Source organism: Salmonella sp. SJTUF15591, assembly GCF_043356435.1.
GTDB lineage: Bacteria > Pseudomonadota > Gammaproteobacteria > Enterobacterales > Enterobacteriaceae > Salmonella > Salmonella enterica.
The window spans coordinates 359,075-377,454 of the sequence record NZ_JBEUJO010000001.1 but is presented as its reverse complement, the minus strand read 5'-3'; the positions used below and the strand labels follow the sequence as shown (position 1 = coordinate 377,454).

Below are 18,380 nucleotides of genomic sequence, written 5' to 3'. Positions count from 1 at the left end.
GACCTGATCCCGAGGTGTTGCAACTTTATCGTTATTTCTGGCAACCTGCTCGTTACGCTGTACCGGAATGGCTGGATAAGCTGGGTTTTCATCCTTCAAACTGCTGGCGTTATGGCGATCGGCCCGAGTTGGATCGTCTTCTTGACAGAGCGTTAAATAGACTAAGGGGAAGCTCTGTTATTCCAGCCTGTTTAAATGACAGGCAAAAACGGCAGGTTCGTCTTGCGCCGCGTATATCGGCATTTGCCTTTGGGCTGGGATTATTCAAACTCAGGTGTAGTGACTATTTTATGCTACCAGAGTATCGGCAATTGCTTCTACAGTGGTTTAGCGAGGATGAGATCTGGCAGCTATATGGTTGGTTGGGGCAAAAAGATGGCAAATTACTTCCTCCGCAAGTGATGCAACAAACTGCATTGCAGATCGGTACCGCCATTCTTAATCGGGAAGCGCATGATGATGCGGTTTTACATGCGCTATTAGTATTATTACCCCCTCCGCAGCGTATACTTTGGCCGAAGACTTCTCTTACCGAGATTATCTTCATGGAGCATTTGCTATGAGTTTTACTTCACTTCCTCTGACGGAAATTAACCATAAGCTACCCGCTCGAAATATTATTGAGTCACCGTGGATAACATTACAATTAACTTTATTTGCACAAGAGCAACAAGCTAAGAGAGTTTCACATGCTATTGTGAGCTCCGCTTACCGTAAGGCTGAAAAAATCATCCGAGACGCCTATCGTTATCAGCGTGAACAGAAAGTTGAGCAGCAACAAGAACTAGCGTGGTTGCGTAAAAATACGCTGGAAAAAATGGAAGTGGAATGGCTGGAACAGCATGTAAAACATTTACAAGAAGATGAAAATCAATTTCGTTCATTGGTCGATCAAGCAGCGCATCATATTAAAAATAGTATAGAACAGGTTCTGTTGGCCTGGTTCGACCAACAGTCGGTAGACAGTGTTATGTGCCATCGTCTGGCACGCCAGGCCACGGCTATGGCGGAAGAGGGAGCGCTTTATTTGCGTATTCATCCTGAAAAAGAGGCATTGATGCGTGAAACTTTTGGCAAGCGGTTTACGTTGATTATCGAGCCTGGTTTCTCTCCCGATCAGGCTGAACTTTCCTCAACACGGTATGCCGTTGAGTTTTCACTTTCTCGTCATTTCAACGCGTTACTGAAATGGTTACGTAATGGTGAAGATAAAAGAGGTAGCGATGAATATTAAAATTAATGAGATAAAAATGACGCCCCCTACAGCATTTACCCCTGGTCAGGTTATAGAGGAACAAGAGGTTATTTCGCCTTCAATGTTAGCTCTCCAGGAGTTACAGGAAACGACGGGGGCAGCGCTCTATGAGACGATGGAAGAAATAGGAATGGCGCTGAGTGGTAAACTGCGCGAAAGTTATAAATTCACGGATGCTGAGAAACTGGAGCGCAGACAGCAGGCTTTGCTGCGTTTGATAAAACAAATACAGGAGGATAATGGGGCAACGTTGCGTCCGCTTACCGAAGAGAATAGTGATCCTGATTTACAGAATGCGTATCAAATTATCGCTCTTGCAATGGCGCTTACTGCCGACGGGTTGTCAAAAAAGAAAAAACGCGATTTGCAATCGCAACTGGATACGCTTACAGCGGAGGAGGGATGGGAACTTGCCGTTTTTAGTTTACTGGAACTTGGCGAAGTGGATACCGCTACGCTGTCCTCGCTGAAGCGTTTTATGCAACAGGCGATAGACAACGATGAAATGCCCTTATCGCAGTGGTTCAGACGCGTGGCAGACTGGCCGGATCGCTGTGAACGGGTCCGTATTTTGCTAAGAGCAATAGCCTTTGAACTTAGCATATGCATCGAACCCTCGGAGCAAAGTCGTTTGGCCGCAGCATTAGTACGTTTGCGTCGTTTGTTGTTATTCCTTGGCCTTGAAAAAGAGTGCCAGCGTGAGGAGTGGATTTGCCAGTTGCCGCCTAATACATTACTGCCGCTACTACTCGATATCATTTGTGAGCGTTGGCTTTTCAGTGATTGGTTGCTTGATAGACTTACCGCTATAGTTTCTTCATCGAAGATGTTCAATCGGTTACTCCAACAACTTGATGCGCAGTTTATGCTGATACCCGATAACTGTTTTAACGACGAAGATCAACGTGAACAAATTCTCGAAACGCTTCGTGAAGTAAAGGTAAATCAGGTTTTATTCTGATACCTGGCTTTCAATATTTAGGTAAATTGGCGTTCTGGCTCATCATGAGGCGGCAGGATGGATTGGGATCTCATTACTGAACGTAATATTCAGCTTTTTATTCAATTAGCAGGATTAGCTGAACGGCCTTTAGCAACCAATATGTTCTGGCGGCAAGGACAATATGAAACCTATCTAAACTATCATAACGGTCGTATTCACTTATGTCAGATACTCAAGCAAACCTTCTTAGACGAAGATCTGCTTTTTAAAGCCTTAACTCACTGGAAACCTGCAGCGTTCCAGGGTATTCCTCAGCGATTATTTTTGTTGCGCGATGGGCTTGCAATGAGCTGTTCTCCTCCTCTTTCCAGCTCCGCCGAGCTCTGGTTACGATTACATCATCGACAAATAAAATTTCTGGAGTCGCAATGCGTTCATGGTTAGGTGAGGGAATCAGGGCGCAACAGTGGCTCAGTGTATGCGCGGGTCGGCAGGATATGGTTCTGGCGACGGTGTTATTAATCGCTATTGTGATGATGCTGTTACCTTTACCGACCTGGATGGTTGATATCCTGATTACTATCAACCTTATGTTTTCAGTGATCCTGCTCTTAATTGCTATTTATCTTAGTGACCCTCTCGATTTATCGGTATTTCCGTCTTTATTACTTATTACTACATTATATCGTTTGTCACTCACAATCAGCACATCACGGCTGGTACTGTTACAACATAATGCCGGTAATATTGTGGATGCTTTCGGTAAGTTTGTCGTAGGAGGAAATCTCACCGTTGGGCTGGTCGTATTTACCATCATTACTATCGTGCAGTTTATTGTCATTACAAAAGGTATCGAGAGGGTGGCGGAAGTTAGCGCGCGTTTCTCGCTTGATGGGATGCCAGGCAAACAAATGAGTATCGATGGCGATTTGCGTGCCGGAGTTATCGATGCAGACCATGCCCGTACATTAAGACAGCACGTCCAGCAGGAAAGCCGCTTTCTCGGTGCGATGGACGGTGCGATGAAATTTGTTAAAGGCGATACGATTGCCGGTATTATTGTTGTTCTGGTGAACATTATCGGCGGTATCATTATCGCTATCGTGCAATATGATATGTCGATGAGTGAGGCTGTTCACACTTATAGCGTACTGTCAATCGGAGATGGTTTGTGTGGGCAAATTCCATCGCTGCTGATTTCCCTTAGCGCGGGAATTATTGTCACCCGTGTTCCGGGTGAGAAACGCCAGAACCTGGCGACAGAGTTGAGTTCTCAAATTGCCAGACAACCTCAGTCGCTCATATTAACCGCTGTGGTTTTAATGCTCCTCGCTTTAATTCCTGGCTTTCCTTTTATCACTCTCGCTTTCTTTTCAGCGTTGTTAGCATTGCCAATTATCCTCATTCGCCGCAAAAAGTCTGTGGTTTCCGCAAATGGCGTCGAAGCACCGGAAAAAGATAGTATGGTTCCCGGCGCATGTCCTCTAATCTTACGTCTTAGCCCGACGTTACATTCTGCCGACCTGATTCGTGATATTGACGCCATGAGATGGTTTTTATTTGAGGATACCGGCGTCCCTCTCCCTGAGGTGAATATTGAGGTTTTGCCTGAGCCCACCGAAAAATTGACGGTACTGCTATATCAGGAACCCGTATTTAGTTTATCTATTCCCGCTCAGGCGGATTATTTATTGATAGGCGCGGACGCTAGTGTGGTGGGTGACAGCCAGACGTTACCGAACGGGATGGGGCAGATCTGTTGGCTTACAAAAGAGATGGCCCATAAGGCGCAAGGTTTTGGACTGGACGTTTTCGCGGGCAGCCAACGTATCTCTGCCTTATTAAAATGTGTCCTGCTTCGGCATATGGGAGAGTTTATTGGTGTTCAGGAAACGCGTTATCTAATGAATGCGATGGAAAAAAACTACTCTGAGCTGGTGAAAGAGCTTCAACGCCAGTTACCCATTAATAAAATCGCTGAAACTTTGCAACGGCTTGTATCAGAACGGGTTTCTATTAGAGATTTACGTCTTATTTTCGGCACCTTAATTGACTGGGCGCCACGTGAAAAAGATGTCCTGATGTTGACAGAATATGTCCGTATCGCGCTTCGCCGTCATATTCTGCGTCGTCTTAATCCGGAAGGAAAACCGCTGCCGATTTTGCGGATCGGCGAAGGTATTGAGAACCTCGTGCGTGAATCCATTCGCCAGACGGCAATGGGGACCTATACTGCGCTGTCGTCTCGTCATAAGACGCAGATCCTGCAACTTATCGAGCAGGCGCTGAAGCAGTCAACCAAATTATTCATTGTCACTTCTGTCGACACCCGACGTTTCTTGCGAAAAATTACAGAAGCCACCTTGTTCGACGTACCGATTTTGTCATGGCAGGAATTAGGAGAGGAGAGCCTTATACAAGTGGTAGAAAGTATTGACCTTAGCGAAGAGGAGTTGGCGGACAATGAAGAATGAATTGATGCAACGTCTGAGGCTGAAATATCCGCCCCCCGATGGTTATTGTCGATGGGGCCGAATTCAGGATGTCAGCGCAACGTTGTTAAATGCGTGGTTGCCTGGGGTATTTATGGGCGAGTTGTGCTGTATAAAGCCTGGAGAAGAACTTGCTGAAGTCGTGGGGATTAATGGCAGCAAAGCTTTGCTATCTCCTTTTACGAGTACTATCGGACTTCACTGCGGGCAGCAAGTGATGGCCTTAAGGCGACGCCATCAGGTTCCCGTGGGCGAAGCGTTATTAGGGCGAGTCATTGATGGTTTTGGTCGTCCCCTTGATGGCCGCGAACTGCCTGACGTCTGCTGGAAAGACTATGATGCAATGCCTCCTCCCGCAATGGTTCGACAGCCTATCACTCAACCATTAATGACGGGGATTCGCGCTATTGATAGCGTTGCGACCTGTGGCGAAGGGCAACGAGTGGGTATTTTTTCTGCTCCTGGCGTGGGGAAAAGCACGCTTCTGGCGATGCTGTGTAATGCACCAGACGCAGACTGCAATGTTCTGGTGTTAATTGGTGAACGTGGACGAGAAGTCCGCGAGTTCATCGATTTTACATTGTCTGAAGAGACCCGAAAACGTTGTGTCATTGTTGTCGCAACCTCTGACAGACCCGCCTTAGAGCGAGTGAGGGCGCTGTTTGTGGCCACCACGATAGCAGAATTTTTTCGCGATAATGGAAAGCGAGTCGTCTTGCTTGCCGACTCACTGACGCGTTATGCCAGGGCCGCACGGGAAATCGCTCTGGCCGCCGGAGAGACCGCAGTTTCTGGAGAATATCCACCAGGCGTATTTAGTGCATTGCCACGACTTTTAGAACGTACAGGAATGGGAGAAAAAGGCAGTATTACCGCATTTTATACGGTACTGGTGGAAGGCGATGATATGAATGAGCCGTTGGCGGATGAAGTCCGTTCACTGCTTGACGGACATATTGTGCTATCCCGACGGCTTGCAGAGAGGGGGCATTATCCTGCCATTGACGTGTTGGCAACGCTCAGCCGCGTTTTTCCAGTCGTTACCAGCCATGAGCATCGTCAACTGGCGGCGATATTGCGACGGTGCCTGGCGCTTTACCAGGAGGTTGAACTATTAATACGCATTGGGGAATACCAGCGAGGAGTTGATACTGATACTGACAAAGCCATTGATACCTATCCGGATATTTGCACATTTTTGCGACAAAGTAAGGATGAAGTATGCGGACCCGAGCTACTCATAGAAAAATTACACCAAATCCTCACCGAGTGATCATGGAAACTTTGCTGGAGATAATCGCGCGGCGTGAAAAGCAATTACGCGGCAAACTTACCGTACTTGATCAGCAGCAACAGGCGATTATTACGGAACAGCAGATTTGCCAGACGCGCGCTTTAGCAGTGTCTACCAGACTGAAAGAATTAATGGGCTGGCAAGGTACGTTATCTTGTCATTTATTGTTGGATAAGAAACAACAAATGGCCGGGTTATTCACTCAGGCGCAGAGCTTTTTGACGCAACGGCAGCAGTTAGAGAATCAGTATCAGCAGCTTGTCTCCCGGCGAAGCGAATTACAAAAGAATTTTAATGCGCTTATGAAAAAGAAAGAAAAAATTACTATGGTATTAAGCGATGCGTATTACCAAAGTTGAGGGAAGTCTTGGGTTGCCATGCCAGTCTTATCAGGATGATAACGAGGCGGAGGCGGAACGTATGGACTTTGAACAACTCATGCACCAGGCATTACCCATTGGTGAGAATAATCCTCCTGCAGCATTGAATAAGAACGTGGTTTTCACGCAACGTTATCGTGTTAGTGGCGGTTATCTTGACGGTGTAGAGTGTGAAGTATGTGAATCAGGGGGGCTAATCCAGTTAAGAATCAATGTCCCTCATCATGAAATTTACCGTTCGATGAAAGCGCTAAAGCAGTGGCTGGAGTCTCAGTTGCTGCATATGGGGTATATAATTTCCCTGGAGATATTCTATGTTAAGAATAGCGAATGAAGAGCGTCCGTGGGTGGAGATACTTCCAACGCAAGGCGCTACCATTGGTGAGCTGACATTGAGTATGCAACAATATCCAGTACAGCAAGGGACATTATTTACCATACATTATCATAATGAGCTGGGTAGGGTGTGGATTGCAGAACAATGCTGGCAGCGCTGGTGTGAAGGGTTAATTGGCACCGCTAATCGATCGGCTATCGATCCTGAATTGCTATATGGAATAGCTGAATGGGGGCTGGCGCCGTTATTGCAAGCCAGTGATGCAACCCTCTGTCAGAACGAACCGCCAGCATCCTGCAGTAATCTACCACATCAGCTAGCGTTGCATATTAAATGGATAGTTGAAGAACATGAGTTCCATAGCATTATTTTTACATGGCCAACGGGTTTTTTGCGCAATATAGTCGGAGAGCTTTCTGCTGAGCGTCAACAGGTTTATCCTGCCCCTCCTGTCGTAGTCCCTGTATATTCAGGCTGGTGCCAGCTTACGTTAATTGAACTTGAGTCTATCGAAATCGGCATGGGCGTTCGGATTCATTGCTTCGGCGACATCAGACTCGGTTTTTTTGCTATTCAACTACCTGGGGGAATCTACGCAAGGGTGTTGCTGACAGAGGATAACACGATGAAATTTGACGAATTAGTCCAGGATATCGAAACGCTACTTGCGTCAGGGAGCCCAATGTCAAAGAGTGACGGAACGTCTTCAGTCGAACTTGAGCAGATACCACAACAGGTGCTCTTTGAGGTCGGACGTGCGAGTCTGGAAATTGGACAATTACGACAACTTAAAACGGGGGACGTTTTGCCTGTAGGGGGATCTTTTGCGCCAGAGGTGACGATAAGAGTAAATGACCGTATTATTGGGCAAGGTGAGTTGATTGCCTGTGGCAATGAATTTATGGTGCGTATTACACGTTGGTATCTTTCCAAAAATACAGCGTAAACCTGATAAGAAAAATAATATGCGAACAATATAATAGCGTTCCAGGTCGTGTCATGAGAGATACAGTATGTCTTTACCCGATTCGCCTTTGCAACTGATTGGTATATTGTTTCTGCTTTCAATACTGCCTCTCATTATCGTCATGGGAACCTCTTTCCTTAAACTGGCGGTGGTATTTTCGATTTTACGAAATGCTCTGGGTATTCAACAAGTTCCCCCAAATATCGCACTGTATGGCCTTGCGCTTGTACTTTCCTTATTCATTATGGGGCCGACGCTATTGGCTGTAAAAGAGCGCTGGCATCCGGTTCAGGTCGCTGGCGCTCCTTTCTGGACGTCTGAGTGGGACAGTAAAGCATTAGCGCCTTATCGACAGTTTTTGCAAAAAAACTCTGAAGAGAAGGAAGCCAATTATTTTCGGAATTTGATAAAACGAACCTGGCCTGAAGACATAAAAAGAAAGATAAAACCTGATTCTTTGCTCATATTAATTCCGGCATTTACGGTGAGTCAGTTGACGCAGGCATTTCGGATTGGATTACTTATTTATCTTCCCTTTCTGGCTATTGACCTGCTTATTTCAAATATACTGCTGGCTATGGGAATGATGATGGTGTCGCCGATGACCATTTCATTACCGTTTAAGCTGCTAATATTTTTACTGGCAGGCGGTTGGGATCTGACACTGGCGCAATTGGTACAGAGCTTTTCATGAATGATTCTGAATTGACGCAATTTGTAACGCAACTTTTATGGATCGTCCTGTTTACGTCTATGCCGGTGGTGTTGGTGGCATCGGTAGTTGGTGTCATCGTAAGCCTTGTTCAGGCCTTGACTCAAATACAGGACCAAACGCTACAGTTCATGATTAAATTATTGGCAATTGCAATAACCTTAATGGTCAGCTACCCATGGCTTAGCGGTATCCTGTTGAATTATACCCGGCAGATAATGTTACGAATTGGAGAGCATGGTTGAATGGCACAACAGGTAAATGAGTGGCTTATTGCATTGGCTGTGGCTTTTATTCGACCATTGAGCCTCTCTTTATTACTTCCCCTATTAAAAAGTGGCAGTTTAGGGTCCGCGCTTTTACGTAATGGCGTGCTTATGTCACTTACCTTTCCCATATTACCAATCATTTACCAGCAGAAGATTATGATGCATATTGGTAAAGATTACAGTTGGTTAGGGTTAGTCACCGGAGAGGTGATTATTGGTTTTTTAATTGGGTTTTGTGCGGCGGTTCCCTTTTGGGCCGTTGATATGGCGGGGTTTCTGCTTGATACTTTACGTGGCGCGACAATGGGTACGATATTCAATTCTACAATGGAAGCTGAAACCTCACTTTTTGGCTTGCTTTTCAGCCAGTTTTTGTGTGTTATTTTCTTTATAAGCGGCGGCATGGAGTTTATATTAAACATTCTGTATGAGTCATACCAATATTTACCACCGGGGCGTACTTTATTATTTGACCGGCAATTTTTAAAATATATCCAGGCGGAGTGGAGAACACTTTATCAATTATGCATCAGTTTTTCTGTTCCTGCCATAATATGTATGGTATTAGCCGATCTGGCTTTAGGTCTTTTAAATCGGTCGGCACAACAATTGAATGTATTTTTCTTCTCAATGCCGCTCAAAAGTATATTAGTTTTACTAACGCTCCTGATCTCATTCCCTTATGCTCTTCATCACTATTTGGTTGAAAGCGATAAATTTTATATTTATCTGAAAGACTGGTTCCCATCTGTATGAGCGAGAAAACAGAACAGCCTACAGAAAAGAAATTACGTGATGGCCGTAAGGAAGGGCAGGTCGTCAAAAGTATTGAAATAACATCATTATTTCAGCTGATTGCGCTTTATTTGTATTTTCATTTCTTTACTGAAAAGATGATTTTGATACTGATTGCGTCAATAACTTTCACATTACAATTAGTAAATAAACCATTTTCTTATGCATTAACGCAATTGAGTCATGCTTTAATAGAGTCACTGACTTCTGCACTGTTGTTTCTGGGCGCTGGGGTAATAGTTGCTACTGTGGGTAGCGTGCTTCTTCAGGTGGGGGTGGTTATTGCCAGCAAGGCCATTGGTTTTAAAAGCGAGCATATAAATCCGGTAAGTAATTTTAAGCAGATATTCTCTTTACATAGCGTAGTAGAATTATGTAAATCCAGCCTAAAAGTTATCATGTTATCTCTTATCTTTGCCTTTTTCTTTTATTATTATGCCAGTACTTTTCGGGCGCTACCGTACTGTGGGTTAGCCTGTGGCGTGCTTGTGGTTTCTTCTTTAATAAAATGGTTATGGGTAGGGGTGATGGCTTTTTATATCGTCGTTGGCATTCTGGACTATTCTTTTCAATATTATAAGATTAGAAAAGATCTAAAAATGAGTAAAGATGACGTAAAACAGGAGCATAAAGATCTGGAGGGAGACCCTCAAATGAAGACACGGCGTCGGGAAATGCAGAGTGAAATACAAAGTGGGAGTTTAGCTCAATCTGTTAAACAATCCGTTGCGGTAGTGCGTAATCCAACGCATATTGCGGTTTGTCTTGGCTATCACCCCACCGATATGCCAATACCACGCGTTCTGGAAAAAGGCAGTGATGCTCAAGCTAACTATATTGTTAACATCGCTGAACGTAACTGCATCCCCGTTGTTGAAAATGTTGAGCTGGCCCGCTCATTATTTTTTGAAGTGGAACGTGGAGATAAAATTCCTGAAACGTTATTTGAACCCGTTGCAGCCTTGTTACGTATGGTGATGAAGATAGATTATGCGCATTCTACCGAAACACCATAAATGCTTTTGGTATGCTTCTTCAGGCCACTGCGAAGGTTAAGAGGGTAATAGCGTATAGAGCAGCGCTTGACGATAAAGGTGAGGGACTGAAAATAATCGCTTTTAGCCTGGCACAAGCACCAGGTAGCGTATTATAAAATTAAACAAGATAATGGATTGGTGCGTCTGAATGGACTCGAACCATCGACCCCCACCATGTCAAGGTGGTGCTCTAACCAACTGAGCTACAGACGCATTAAAATGATGGTGCGTTCAATTGGACTCGAACCAACGACCCCCACCATGTCAAGGTGGTGCTCTAACCAACTGAGCTATGAACGCAACGTTGTAGGTGACAACGGGGACGAATATTAGCGTCACAACTGCAATGAGGCAAGAGGGAAATCGCAATTTTCTTCCTGAAATCACCTGATTGCGGTGGAAATATGCAACATGTCGAGAAAATAGCCGCCATGCGACGGCTATCGTCGTATTATCGCGCAGCGCGCTGCAAAATGATGGCGGACGGCTGACGTTGTAGATAGCGCATCCGTAGCATCATTAACACCGCCGCCGAGGTCAGGCCGATGATGAACCCCATCCAGAAGCCTGCCGGTCCCATACGATCCACCACCAAATCCGTTAACGCCAGGATATAACCGCTGGGTAAACCTAACACCCAGTAGGCAGTAAAGGTGATAAAAAAGATGGAACGCGTATCTTTATAACCGCGCAGAATACCGCTGCCAATAACCTGTATAGAGTCGGAAATCTGGTAAACCGCAGCGAGCAGCATTAATTGCGCGGCAAGCGCCACGACCTCGGGGTTGTCATTGTAGAGCAAAGCAATATGCTTACGCAGAGTCACGGTAAAGATCGCGGTAACCACAGCCATACAAATGCCGACGCCTAAACCGGTACGCGCTGCGGTTTGCGCATCCAGCGTTGAGCCCTGGCCCAGACGATAACCCACTCGAATCGTCACCGCCGCAGCCAGCGACATCGGCAGTACGAACATCAGCGAGCTAAAGTTAAGCGCAATCTGATGACCCGCGACATCCACAATACCTAATGGCGAAACCAGCAGCGCAACGACCGCAAATAACGTCACTTCAAAGAACAGCGCCAGCGCAATCGGCAACCCCAGTTGAATCAGGCGCTTCATGACGACGCTATCAGGTTTGCCAAAGCCTTTTTCATTACGAATATCACGCATTGAACGCGCGTGTTTAATGTAAGAAAGCATGGCGATAAACATCACCCAATAGACCGCCGCGGTCGCAACGCCGCAGCCGATACCGCCGAGTTCAGGCATACCAAAATGGCCATAGATAAAAATATAGTTCACCGGAATATTCACCAGCAGGCCCAAAAATCCCATCACCATACCCGGTTTGGTTTTGGCCAGACCTTCGCACTGGTTTCGCGCTACCTGGAAGAAAAGGTATCCTGGCGCGCCCCACAGTAGCGCGCGAAGATAACCCACGGCTTTATCGGCCAGCGCCGGATCAATATTATGCATAGAGCGGATAATGTATCCGGCATTCCACAGGACGATCATCACCAGCACGGAGACAAAGCCCGCCAGCCAGAACCCTTGTCGAACCTGATGCGCGATACGCTCACGACGGCCGGAGCCATTGAGTTGCGCAATCACAGGCGTCAAGGCCAGCAGTAAGCCGTGACCAAACAAAATGGCGGGAAGCCAGATAGAGGTGCCGATAGCGACGGCAGCCATGTCCGTAGCGCTATAGCCTCCTGCCATGACGGTATCGACGAATCCCATTGCGGTCTGTGCCACTTGCGCAAGGATCACCGGTATCGCTAACGCTAATAACTGACGCGCTTCACTGGTATACTTCTGCACGTATTCACCTTTTATTTTGTTGTTATATGAAAGACTAAAAAGCCGCCGTAGTGGCAGCCAAAAGAAATAGCAGGGGAAATTTCAGTCTATTGTAGCGGGGTATTACTATTTCTCCAGCGAAAAAACAGTTGTTAACGGCGCATTGCTGGCAAGCTGTTTTTCCACCTGCTATTGTGCTGAACAGTTCTGCTTTTATTTATTTCAGGAGTTGAAGATATGTTTACGGGGATCGTACAGGGTACCGCGAAACTGGTATCGATTGATGAAAAACCCAACTTTCGCACCCATGTGGTGACGTTACCGGACTACATGCTGGAGGGGCTGGAGACGGGGGCGTCGGTAGCGCATAACGGATGCTGTTTGACGGTGACTGAAATAAACGGCAACCAGATAAGCTTTGATCTGATGAAAGAAACGTTGCGCATCACCAATCTGGGCGCGTTGAGGGTGGGTGATGAGGTCAACGTAGAGCGCGCCGCCAAATTCAGCGATGAAATCGGTGGACATCTGATGTCGGGGCATATTATTACGACGGCGGAGATCGCGAAAATCCTGACCTCCGAAAATAACCATCAGGTGTGGTTTAAAGTGCAGGATGCGTCCCTGATGAAGTATATCCTGTACAAAGGCTTTATCGGCGTCGACGGCATCAGTTTGACCGTCGGCGAGGTAACGCCAACGCGCTTCTGCGTGCATCTCATTCCGGAAACGCTGGAGCGTACTACGCTTGGCAGAAAAAAACTGGGTGAGCGTGTGAATATCGAGATCGATCCGCAAACGCAGGCGGTTGTCGATACCGTAGAACGCGTACTGGCTGCGCGAGAAAATGCGGTCAGAAATCAGGCCGACATTGGCTAACGGAAAATAAGATTCCCCCGCATGAAATGCGGGGGAGATGATTAGCGAGGAACGCGCAGACCGTTTTCAACGCCGCGCGTAAATACCACCTGCCAAAGCTGGATATCACGCGCGCGAAACGCACCCGCGCAGGCGTTGAGATAATAGCTGAACATACGTTTAAAGCGCTCGTTATAATTGCCCGCAATCTCTGGCCAGGCATTGATAAAGCGCTCATGCCACGCCATCAGAGTCGTGTCATAGTCGGCGCCAAAGTTATGCCAGTCTTCCATTACAAAGTGTGATTCGCTGGCCTCGGCGATTTGACGAACAGACGGCAAGCAACCGTTGGGGAAAATATACTTATTGATCCACGGATCGACATTATGATCGGTTTTTTTAGAACCAATAGTATGGAGCAGGAAAAGACCATCCGGTTTTAAATTCCTGTCAACGACCTCAAAATAGGTGTTGTAATTTTTTGGCCCGACATGTTCGAACATGCCGACAGAGACGATTCGGTCAAACTGATCGTTAAGGTCGCGATAATCTTCCAGGAGAATGGAGACATCCAGACCTTCGCAACGCGTCTGCGCCATTTTTTGTTGTTCAGCGGAGATCGTTACGCCCACCACGCTAACGCCATAATGGGTCGCCATATATTGTGACAGGCCGCCCCAGCCGCAGCCGATATCCAGCACACGCATCCCCGGTTGTAGCTGTAGCTTTTCGCAAATTAATTTCAGCTTGGCTTGCTGTGCCGCTTCCAGCGTATCGGCATCTTTCCAGTAGGCGCAAGAATATTGCATATAGGGATCGAGCATACGGGAAAAAAGGTCATTACCAAGATCGTAATGTTCCTTGCCGACAATCCAGGCGCGTTTTTTACTTTGTAGATTAATCAGACGCGCGCCGAGGATACGGAGCGTATCTTTAACATGGTGGGGGAGTTGATTTTCAAGACCGGCACGTAAGACTTTGCTGAAGAAAATATCCAGACGCTCGCATTCCCACCAGCCATCCATGTAACTCTCACCTAACCCCAACGATCCTTCCTGAAGGACGCGTTTAAAAAAATCGGGATTCTTAACACGAATGTCAGACGGGGCGGAACCATTAATTGTAATATCCGCGCGACTTAACAATTCGTTGGCGATTCGGTACCAGTTATCATCCGGTACGCTGACTTCTTCTATACACGATGAACTCATAGTTTCTCCATCACTGGACGGTGATCAGAACCTTAAAACAGCGTAGACGCTTTTTTGGCTTTGTGAGAAATCCCACGGACAATTCCGTGAGCCAGTTATCCGACGTAGAACAGAGGAAGGGAGGAGCCCTTGCCGAAAAGGCCATCCATGGTGAATCGGGAACGCTCCGGTTCCCGTTAATGCCTAATAATTATCGTAATATAAACAACCGTGAATCAGTATAGGCCGCAATTTTTGATGATTCAACCGAAAATTGTTAGCGTGCTAATTACCAGCGGTTAACAAGCTTTTAGTGAGACTTGTCGTGGGCGACATTGGCATGAGGAAACCTGGTCTCAGCGCACTCTGCATGAGACTGCATTTTGTAACCTAACGCCGCCAGAACAACGGTAGAGAGCATTACGCTGGTGGTAGTCAGTAGCGGCGTACTGATGAGCCATGAAACCACCAGGCTTGCCAGGAAACATAACCCCAGCTGCAGCGTATTTTGTAGCGCCGCAGCGCGCCCAGTGGCTTGAGGGAAAGGGCGTAACGCTTGCGCGACGACGATAGGGTAGATGGCGCCATTAGCAATCGCCATTACGCAGAAAGGAATCAGGATCTCCACCAGTGAGGCGTTATTCAGAAGGCCCGCTCCCCATGTGGCGATAACGCTCAGCGCGTACAGCCCTAGCAGCCACGGAAGCAATTGGTAGCCCTGCCATTTTTGTAGCGCCGCGCGGCAACCATATCCGCCAATCAGAAAAGCGATGGTTTGCGGAACATAGCTCAGGCCAATCACTGCCGGGCTGTAACCCATCGCGCTGAGAATAAACGGGGACCCTGTTAGCCACGCAAAAAAGCTGGCGGAACAGGCGGCATAAATCAGCACATTACCGCGATAGGTTTTAGAGCGTAACAACGTCGCGAAAGTGAGTTTATCCTGTCCTTCGGTACGCGCTTTTACCGATGGTTTTAAGCGCAGCGCCGGCAACATCAGCAACAACGTAATCACGAACAGGGTGGCGAAAATCGCCTGCCATGAGAAATGCGTCAGTATCCAGCTTCCCAGTAAGGGCGCAAGCGCCGGGGATAATCCCACCAGTGGCATGATAGTGGCGAAGATACGGTTAATTTTTTGCGAAGGATAATAATCGGTCACCAGCGCTTGCCAGATTACCGTTGCCGCGCAAACGCCGACGGCCTGCACAAAGCGCAGCGTCAGCAGTGCTGCCGCGCTTTCTACCCACAGCATCCCCAGACTTCCGAGCGCAAAGATAGATAACCCCAGCAGTAAAATCGGTTTACGGCCATAACGATCCGATAGCGGTCCCCAGAGGAGTTGCGCGACGGCAAAGCCAGCTAAAAACAGGCTGAGGCTGGCGCTGACCGCGGCGGCAGGCGTTTGTAAATCCGCCTGTATGGCGGCAAACGCGGGCAGGTACATGTCCGTAGCCAGAAACCCCAGCACGCTAAGGCCGGCTAACCAGACTAAAAAACCTTTTCCAGGTTGCATATTTGTTTCTCTTTCTTATCAGACAGACATTGTCGCAGAGTGTAGGGAGTGAAATTACGGTTGTGAAACGTTAATATTTGTCCAGTGAATTCAAAATTTTTGTAGGCAAATTATGTGGTCGGAATACTCGCTTGAAGTGGTTGACGCCGTGGCGCGCAATGGCAGTTTTAGCGCGGCGGCGCAAGAACTGCACCGTGTGCCTTCAGCAGTCAGTTACACCGTTCGTCAGCTAGAGGAGTGGCTGGCCGTACCGCTTTTTGTACGACGTCACCGTGATGTTGAACTGACGCCTGCTGGCGTCTGGTTTTTAAAAGAAGGGCGTTCTGTTATCAAAAAAATGCAGATCACTCGCCAACAGTGTCAGCAAATTGCTAATGGCTGGCGCGGGCAGTTAGCTATTGCGGTGGACAATATCGTCAGACCAGAACGTACCCGGCAGATGATCGTCGATTTCTATCGCCATTTTGACGATGTGGAACTGCTGGTTTTTCAGGAGGTGTTTAACGGCGTCTGGGACGCGCTCTCCGACGGGCGTGTCGAACTGGCGATTGGGGCGACGCAGGCGATTCCGGTAGGGGGGCGTTACGCTTTTCGGGATATGGGGACCCTGAGCTGGAGCTGCGTAGTGGCAAGCGATCACCCGCTGGCGTCGATGCCTGGGCCGTTAAGCGATGATACCCTGCGCAACTGGCCGTCGCTGGTCAGGGAAGACACTTCGCGAACCTTACCGAAACGGATTACCTGGTTGCTGGATAACCAAAAAAGGGTCGTCGTACCGGACTGGGAGTCATCGGCAACCTGCCTGTCGGCAGGACTATGCGTGGGAATGGTGCCGACGCATTTTGCCCGACAGTGGATAGACAGCGGAAAATGGGTGGCGCTGACGTTAGAGAATCCGTTTCCCGATGCGGCCTGTTGCGTGACGTGGCAGCAAAACGAAGCCTCGCCCGCGCTGGCATGGCTGCTGGACTATTTGGGCGATAGCGAAACGTTGAATCGGGAGTGGCTGCGGGAGCCAGAAGAGGCTCCCGACAGCGGGGATTAACGCCGATAGTCGCGGAACGGGCCGTCAGCGACCGAGCGACGCTCAACCAGGCGTGGATGAACTTCAATAGACTGTGACTCTTCGCGCTTATTGACGATGCGATCCAATAGCATATTAAATGCGGTTTCGCCTAAAGAGTCTTTGGGCTGGTGAATCGTCGTCAGCGCCGGGGTAAAGAAACGGGCGTTACGCACATTATCATAACCGATCACCGAAACGTCCTGCGGTACGCGAAGCCCCATTTCGTCAGCCGCGCAAAGCGCGCCCATCGCCATAATATCGCCGCCGCAGAAAACGGCGGTAGGGCGATGTGACTGCGATAAAATTTGCTGCATCGCGTGGTAACCGGATTCCGGCTCGAAGTCGCCCTGAACAATCCAGTTGTCCGGCACGTTGATCAACGCCTCCTCCATGGCTTTCATAAAGCCTGCCAGCCGGCCCGCGCCGGTGTTGCGCTCCAGCGGGCCGGGAATAACGCCGATATCCCGGTGGCCGCGCTCAACCAGATAACGACCCGCCATATAGCCGCCTGCAAAGGCGTTATCAATCACCGTGTCGGTAAAATCGGCCTTCGCTTCACCCCAGTCCATCACCACCATCGGAATATGGCGATACTCTTCCAGCATGGAAAGCAGAGGTTCTGGATACTCAGAACACATCACCAGCAGGCCATCCACGCGCTTTTGCGCCATCATGGACAGGTAGGCGCGCTGTTTTTCCAGGTTATTCCAGGCGTTGCCTAAAATCAGCGTATAGCCTTTCTGGAAACAGTTTTTTTCAACCGCCTCGATAATTTCGGCAAAATAGGCCGCTTCGCTGCTGGTCGCCAGTAAGCCTATCGACTTGGTATGGTTAACCTTCAGGCTACGCGCGACGGCGCTGGGAGAGTAGTGCAGCTCTTTAATTGCCGCCCAGACCGCGTTACGCGTTTCTTCAGCGACAAAACGCGTTTTGTTGATTACGTGTGATACAGTTGTAGTGGAAACGTTTGCTCGTTTCGCTACATCTTTAATTGTTGCCATTACATTTCACTCCAGACCCTCGCTAAGCTCCTGAGAAACGCCAGGTAAACGTTTGCCTACACACACCCTAATCGCAACATCAGGGTTGCGGCACGCCGGAAAAACGACACGGAACGTCAGGAAGGGGTCAATGGCCGTTACGCTAATTCAGTAAGCCTGGAATTTTGTCTGATCTTGAGGAAAAGGGGAAGCGTTAAAAACAGTTATCAATATAAAACATGAGAGATTTTTGTGCGGGAATGTGCAAAAATGCGCTATATCACTTTTTGTGTGGGAATAAAAAGGAGAAAACTTGATGAGTACCGACCTGAAATTTTCGTTGATTACTACGCTGATTGTTCTGGGCGTGATTGTCGCAGGTGGATTAACGGCCGCTCTGCACTGATTTCCTCTCTTCTGAGGGTGGGCGTCTCCTCTATTCTATCCCTCTCTAAAACGCAGAAGGCGTACCTTCTGCGTACTCA

At 47.9% G+C, this 18,380-nt stretch carries 20 protein-coding genes and 2 tRNA genes; 16 read left to right on the top strand and 6 right to left on the bottom strand.

The annotated features are described in order from the left end of the window. Positions 1-14 precede the first annotated feature (14 nt). The 13 genes from ABVM99_RS01830 to ssaU all read left to right on the top strand — a co-directional run bounded on the left by ABVM99_RS01830 (position 15) and on the right by ssaU (position 10,460). Positions 15-563, top strand: coding sequence for a type III secretion system domain-containing protein (locus ABVM99_RS01830; RefSeq protein ID WP_023194624.1), 549 nt, complete (start codon positions 15-17; stop codon positions 561-563). Continuing rightward, complete coding sequence (gene ssaK / locus ABVM99_RS01825; RefSeq protein ID WP_000011191.1) at positions 560-1,234, top strand: SPI-2 type III secretion system apparatus protein SsaK; 675 nt, start codon at positions 560-562, stop codon at positions 1,232-1,234. Before ABVM99_RS01830 ends, ssaK begins: the two co-directional genes overlap by 4 nt. Beyond that, complete coding sequence (ssaL, locus tag ABVM99_RS01820) at positions 1,200-2,216, top strand: SPI-2 type III secretion system apparatus protein SsaL (protein WP_017441020.1); 1,017 nt, start codon at positions 1,200-1,202, stop codon at positions 2,214-2,216. Before ssaK ends, ssaL begins: the two co-directional genes overlap by 35 nt. A gap of 57 nt (positions 2,217-2,273) precedes the next feature. Next, on the top strand, positions 2,274-2,642 hold the full coding sequence (gene ssaM / locus ABVM99_RS01815; protein ID WP_000383700.1) for an SPI-2 type III secretion system apparatus protein SsaM: 369 nt from the start codon (positions 2,274-2,276) through the stop codon (positions 2,640-2,642). Beyond that, positions 2,627-4,672 (top strand): SPI-2 type III secretion system apparatus protein SsaV, encoded by a 2,046-nt coding sequence (gene ssaV, locus ABVM99_RS01810; protein WP_023194625.1) that lies wholly within the window; start codon positions 2,627-2,629, stop codon positions 4,670-4,672. The genes ssaM and ssaV overlap by 16 nt, the downstream gene beginning before the upstream one ends. After that, positions 4,662-5,963, top strand: coding sequence for a SctN family type III secretion system ATPase SsaN (gene ssaN / locus ABVM99_RS01805; RefSeq protein ID WP_000787210.1), 1,302 nt, complete (start codon positions 4,662-4,664; stop codon positions 5,961-5,963). The genes ssaV and ssaN overlap by 11 nt, the downstream gene beginning before the upstream one ends. Before the next feature lie 2 nt (positions 5,964-5,965). After that, positions 5,966-6,343, top strand: coding sequence for an SPI-2 type III secretion system apparatus protein SsaO (gene ssaO, locus ABVM99_RS01800; protein ID WP_000449089.1), 378 nt, complete (start codon positions 5,966-5,968; stop codon positions 6,341-6,343). Next, positions 6,324-6,698, top strand: a complete 375-nt coding sequence (gene ssaP, locus ABVM99_RS01795; RefSeq protein ID WP_001223304.1) for an SPI-2 type III secretion system apparatus protein SsaP — start codon at positions 6,324-6,326, stop codon at positions 6,696-6,698. The genes ssaO and ssaP overlap by 20 nt, the downstream gene beginning before the upstream one ends. Further along, complete coding sequence (gene ssaQ / locus ABVM99_RS01790) at positions 6,679-7,647, top strand: SPI-2 type III secretion system cytoplasmic ring protein SsaQ (RefSeq protein WP_023195123.1); 969 nt, start codon at positions 6,679-6,681, stop codon at positions 7,645-7,647. Before ssaP ends, ssaQ begins: the two co-directional genes overlap by 20 nt. A 67-nt stretch (positions 7,648-7,714) precedes the next feature. Next, entirely contained in the window at positions 7,715-8,362 is a 648-nt protein-coding gene (gene ssaR, locus ABVM99_RS01785; RefSeq protein ID WP_000056367.1) for an SPI-2 type III secretion system export apparatus protein SsaR, read from the top strand. Further along, positions 8,359-8,625: an SPI-2 type III secretion system apparatus protein SsaS gene (gene ssas, locus ABVM99_RS01780; RefSeq protein ID WP_000999982.1), complete on the top strand. Its 267-nt coding sequence runs from the start codon at positions 8,359-8,361 to the stop codon at positions 8,623-8,625. Before ssaR ends, ssas begins: the two co-directional genes overlap by 4 nt. After that, positions 8,626-9,405, top strand: coding sequence for an SPI-2 type III secretion system apparatus protein SsaT (gene ssaT, locus ABVM99_RS01775; RefSeq protein WP_000068770.1), 780 nt, complete (start codon positions 8,626-8,628; stop codon positions 9,403-9,405). Continuing rightward, complete coding sequence (gene ssaU / locus ABVM99_RS01770) at positions 9,402-10,460, top strand: SPI-2 type III secretion system apparatus protein SsaU (RefSeq protein WP_023195122.1); 1,059 nt, start codon at positions 9,402-9,404, stop codon at positions 10,458-10,460. Before ssaT ends, ssaU begins: the two co-directional genes overlap by 4 nt. A gap of 157 nt (positions 10,461-10,617) precedes the next feature. Here ssaU and ABVM99_RS01765 read toward each other — a convergent pair. From ABVM99_RS01765 to mdtK, 3 genes are all read right to left on the bottom strand, one after another. Beyond that, positions 10,618-10,694 (bottom strand) — tRNA-Val (locus ABVM99_RS01765). Between the two features lie 10 nt (positions 10,695-10,704). After that, positions 10,705-10,781 (bottom strand) — tRNA-Val (locus tag ABVM99_RS01760). 151 nt (positions 10,782-10,932) lie between these two features. Then, positions 10,933-12,306 carry a multidrug efflux MATE transporter MdtK gene (mdtK, locus tag ABVM99_RS01755; protein WP_001175077.1) on the bottom strand — a complete coding sequence of 458 codons (1,374 nt, stop codon included), beginning with the start codon at positions 12,304-12,306 and terminating at the stop codon, positions 10,933-10,935. Between the two features lie 216 nt (positions 12,307-12,522). Between mdtK and ABVM99_RS01750 the strand changes: the two genes are divergently transcribed. Further along, positions 12,523-13,164: a riboflavin synthase gene (locus ABVM99_RS01750; RefSeq protein WP_000493971.1), complete on the top strand. Its 642-nt coding sequence runs from the start codon at positions 12,523-12,525 to the stop codon at positions 13,162-13,164. Between the two features lie 41 nt (positions 13,165-13,205). On the opposite strand, the gene cfa is transcribed toward ABVM99_RS01750, so the two are convergent. Further along, positions 13,206-14,354 (bottom strand): cyclopropane fatty acyl phospholipid synthase, encoded by a 1,149-nt coding sequence (cfa, locus tag ABVM99_RS01745; RefSeq protein WP_000098879.1) that lies wholly within the window; start codon positions 14,352-14,354, stop codon positions 13,206-13,208. Between the two features lie 289 nt (positions 14,355-14,643). Continuing rightward, on the bottom strand, positions 14,644-15,849 hold the full coding sequence (punC, locus tag ABVM99_RS01740) for a purine nucleoside transporter PunC (protein WP_023195121.1): 1,206 nt from the start codon (positions 15,847-15,849) through the stop codon (positions 14,644-14,646). Between the two features lie 112 nt (positions 15,850-15,961). Here punC and punR point away from each other — a divergent pair, with 112 nt between their 5' ends. Then, the gene (gene punR, locus ABVM99_RS01735) at positions 15,962-16,894 is read left to right on the top strand and encodes a DNA-binding transcriptional activator PunR (protein WP_000269523.1); all 933 of its coding nucleotides are present in this window, start codon (positions 15,962-15,964) and stop codon (positions 16,892-16,894) included. On the opposite strand, the gene purR is transcribed toward punR, so the two are convergent. Continuing rightward, positions 16,891-17,916 (bottom strand): HTH-type transcriptional repressor PurR, encoded by a 1,026-nt coding sequence (gene purR / locus ABVM99_RS01730; protein ID WP_000190992.1) that lies wholly within the window; start codon positions 17,914-17,916, stop codon positions 16,891-16,893. The genes punR and purR overlap by 4 nt on opposite strands. Positions 17,917-18,211: 295 nt before the next feature. Here purR and ABVM99_RS01725 point away from each other — a divergent pair, with 295 nt between their 5' ends. Continuing rightward, positions 18,212-18,301, top strand: a complete 90-nt coding sequence (locus ABVM99_RS01725) for a YnhF family membrane protein (protein ID WP_000102277.1) — start codon at positions 18,212-18,214, stop codon at positions 18,299-18,301. Positions 18,302-18,380 lie beyond the last annotated feature (79 nt).

Bases quoted from the DNA above. Each gene is read 5' to 3' on its own strand.
- punC (WP_023195121.1), bottom strand. From the start codon at position 15,849: ATGCAACCTGGAAAAGGTTTTTTAGTCTGGTTAGCCGGCCTTAGCGTG.
- ssaT (WP_000068770.1), top strand. From the start codon at position 8,626: ATGGCACAACAGGTAAATGAGTGGCTTATTGCATTGGCTGTGGCTTTT.
- ssas (WP_000999982.1), top strand. From the start codon at position 8,359: ATGAATGATTCTGAATTGACGCAATTTGTAACGCAACTTTTATGGATC.
- cfa (WP_000098879.1), bottom strand. From the start codon at position 14,354: ATGAGTTCATCGTGTATAGAAGAAGTCAGCGTACCGGATGATAACTGG.
- ssaN (WP_000787210.1), top strand. From the start codon at position 4,662: ATGAAGAATGAATTGATGCAACGTCTGAGGCTGAAATATCCGCCCCCC.
- purR (WP_000190992.1), bottom strand. From the start codon at position 17,916: ATGGCAACAATTAAAGATGTAGCGAAACGAGCAAACGTTTCCACTACA.
- ABVM99_RS01725 (WP_000102277.1), top strand. From the start codon at position 18,212: ATGAGTACCGACCTGAAATTTTCGTTGATTACTACGCTGATTGTTCTG.
- ssaR (WP_000056367.1), top strand. From the start codon at position 7,715: ATGTCTTTACCCGATTCGCCTTTGCAACTGATTGGTATATTGTTTCTG.
- ssaO (WP_000449089.1), top strand. From the start codon at position 5,966: ATGGAAACTTTGCTGGAGATAATCGCGCGGCGTGAAAAGCAATTACGC.
- ssaL (WP_017441020.1), top strand. From the start codon at position 1,200: ATGGTGAAGATAAAAGAGGTAGCGATGAATATTAAAATTAATGAGATA.
- punR (WP_000269523.1), top strand. From the start codon at position 15,962: ATGTGGTCGGAATACTCGCTTGAAGTGGTTGACGCCGTGGCGCGCAAT.
- ssaQ (WP_023195123.1), top strand. From the start codon at position 6,679: ATGTTAAGAATAGCGAATGAAGAGCGTCCGTGGGTGGAGATACTTCCA.
- ssaK (WP_000011191.1), top strand. From the start codon at position 560: ATGAGTTTTACTTCACTTCCTCTGACGGAAATTAACCATAAGCTACCC.
- ssaP (WP_001223304.1), top strand. From the start codon at position 6,324: ATGCGTATTACCAAAGTTGAGGGAAGTCTTGGGTTGCCATGCCAGTCT.
- ssaU (WP_023195122.1), top strand. From the start codon at position 9,402: ATGAGCGAGAAAACAGAACAGCCTACAGAAAAGAAATTACGTGATGGC.
- ssaM (WP_000383700.1), top strand. From the start codon at position 2,274: ATGGATTGGGATCTCATTACTGAACGTAATATTCAGCTTTTTATTCAA.
- ssaV (WP_023194625.1), top strand. From the start codon at position 2,627: ATGCGTTCATGGTTAGGTGAGGGAATCAGGGCGCAACAGTGGCTCAGT.
- ABVM99_RS01750 (WP_000493971.1), top strand. From the start codon at position 12,523: ATGTTTACGGGGATCGTACAGGGTACCGCGAAACTGGTATCGATTGAT.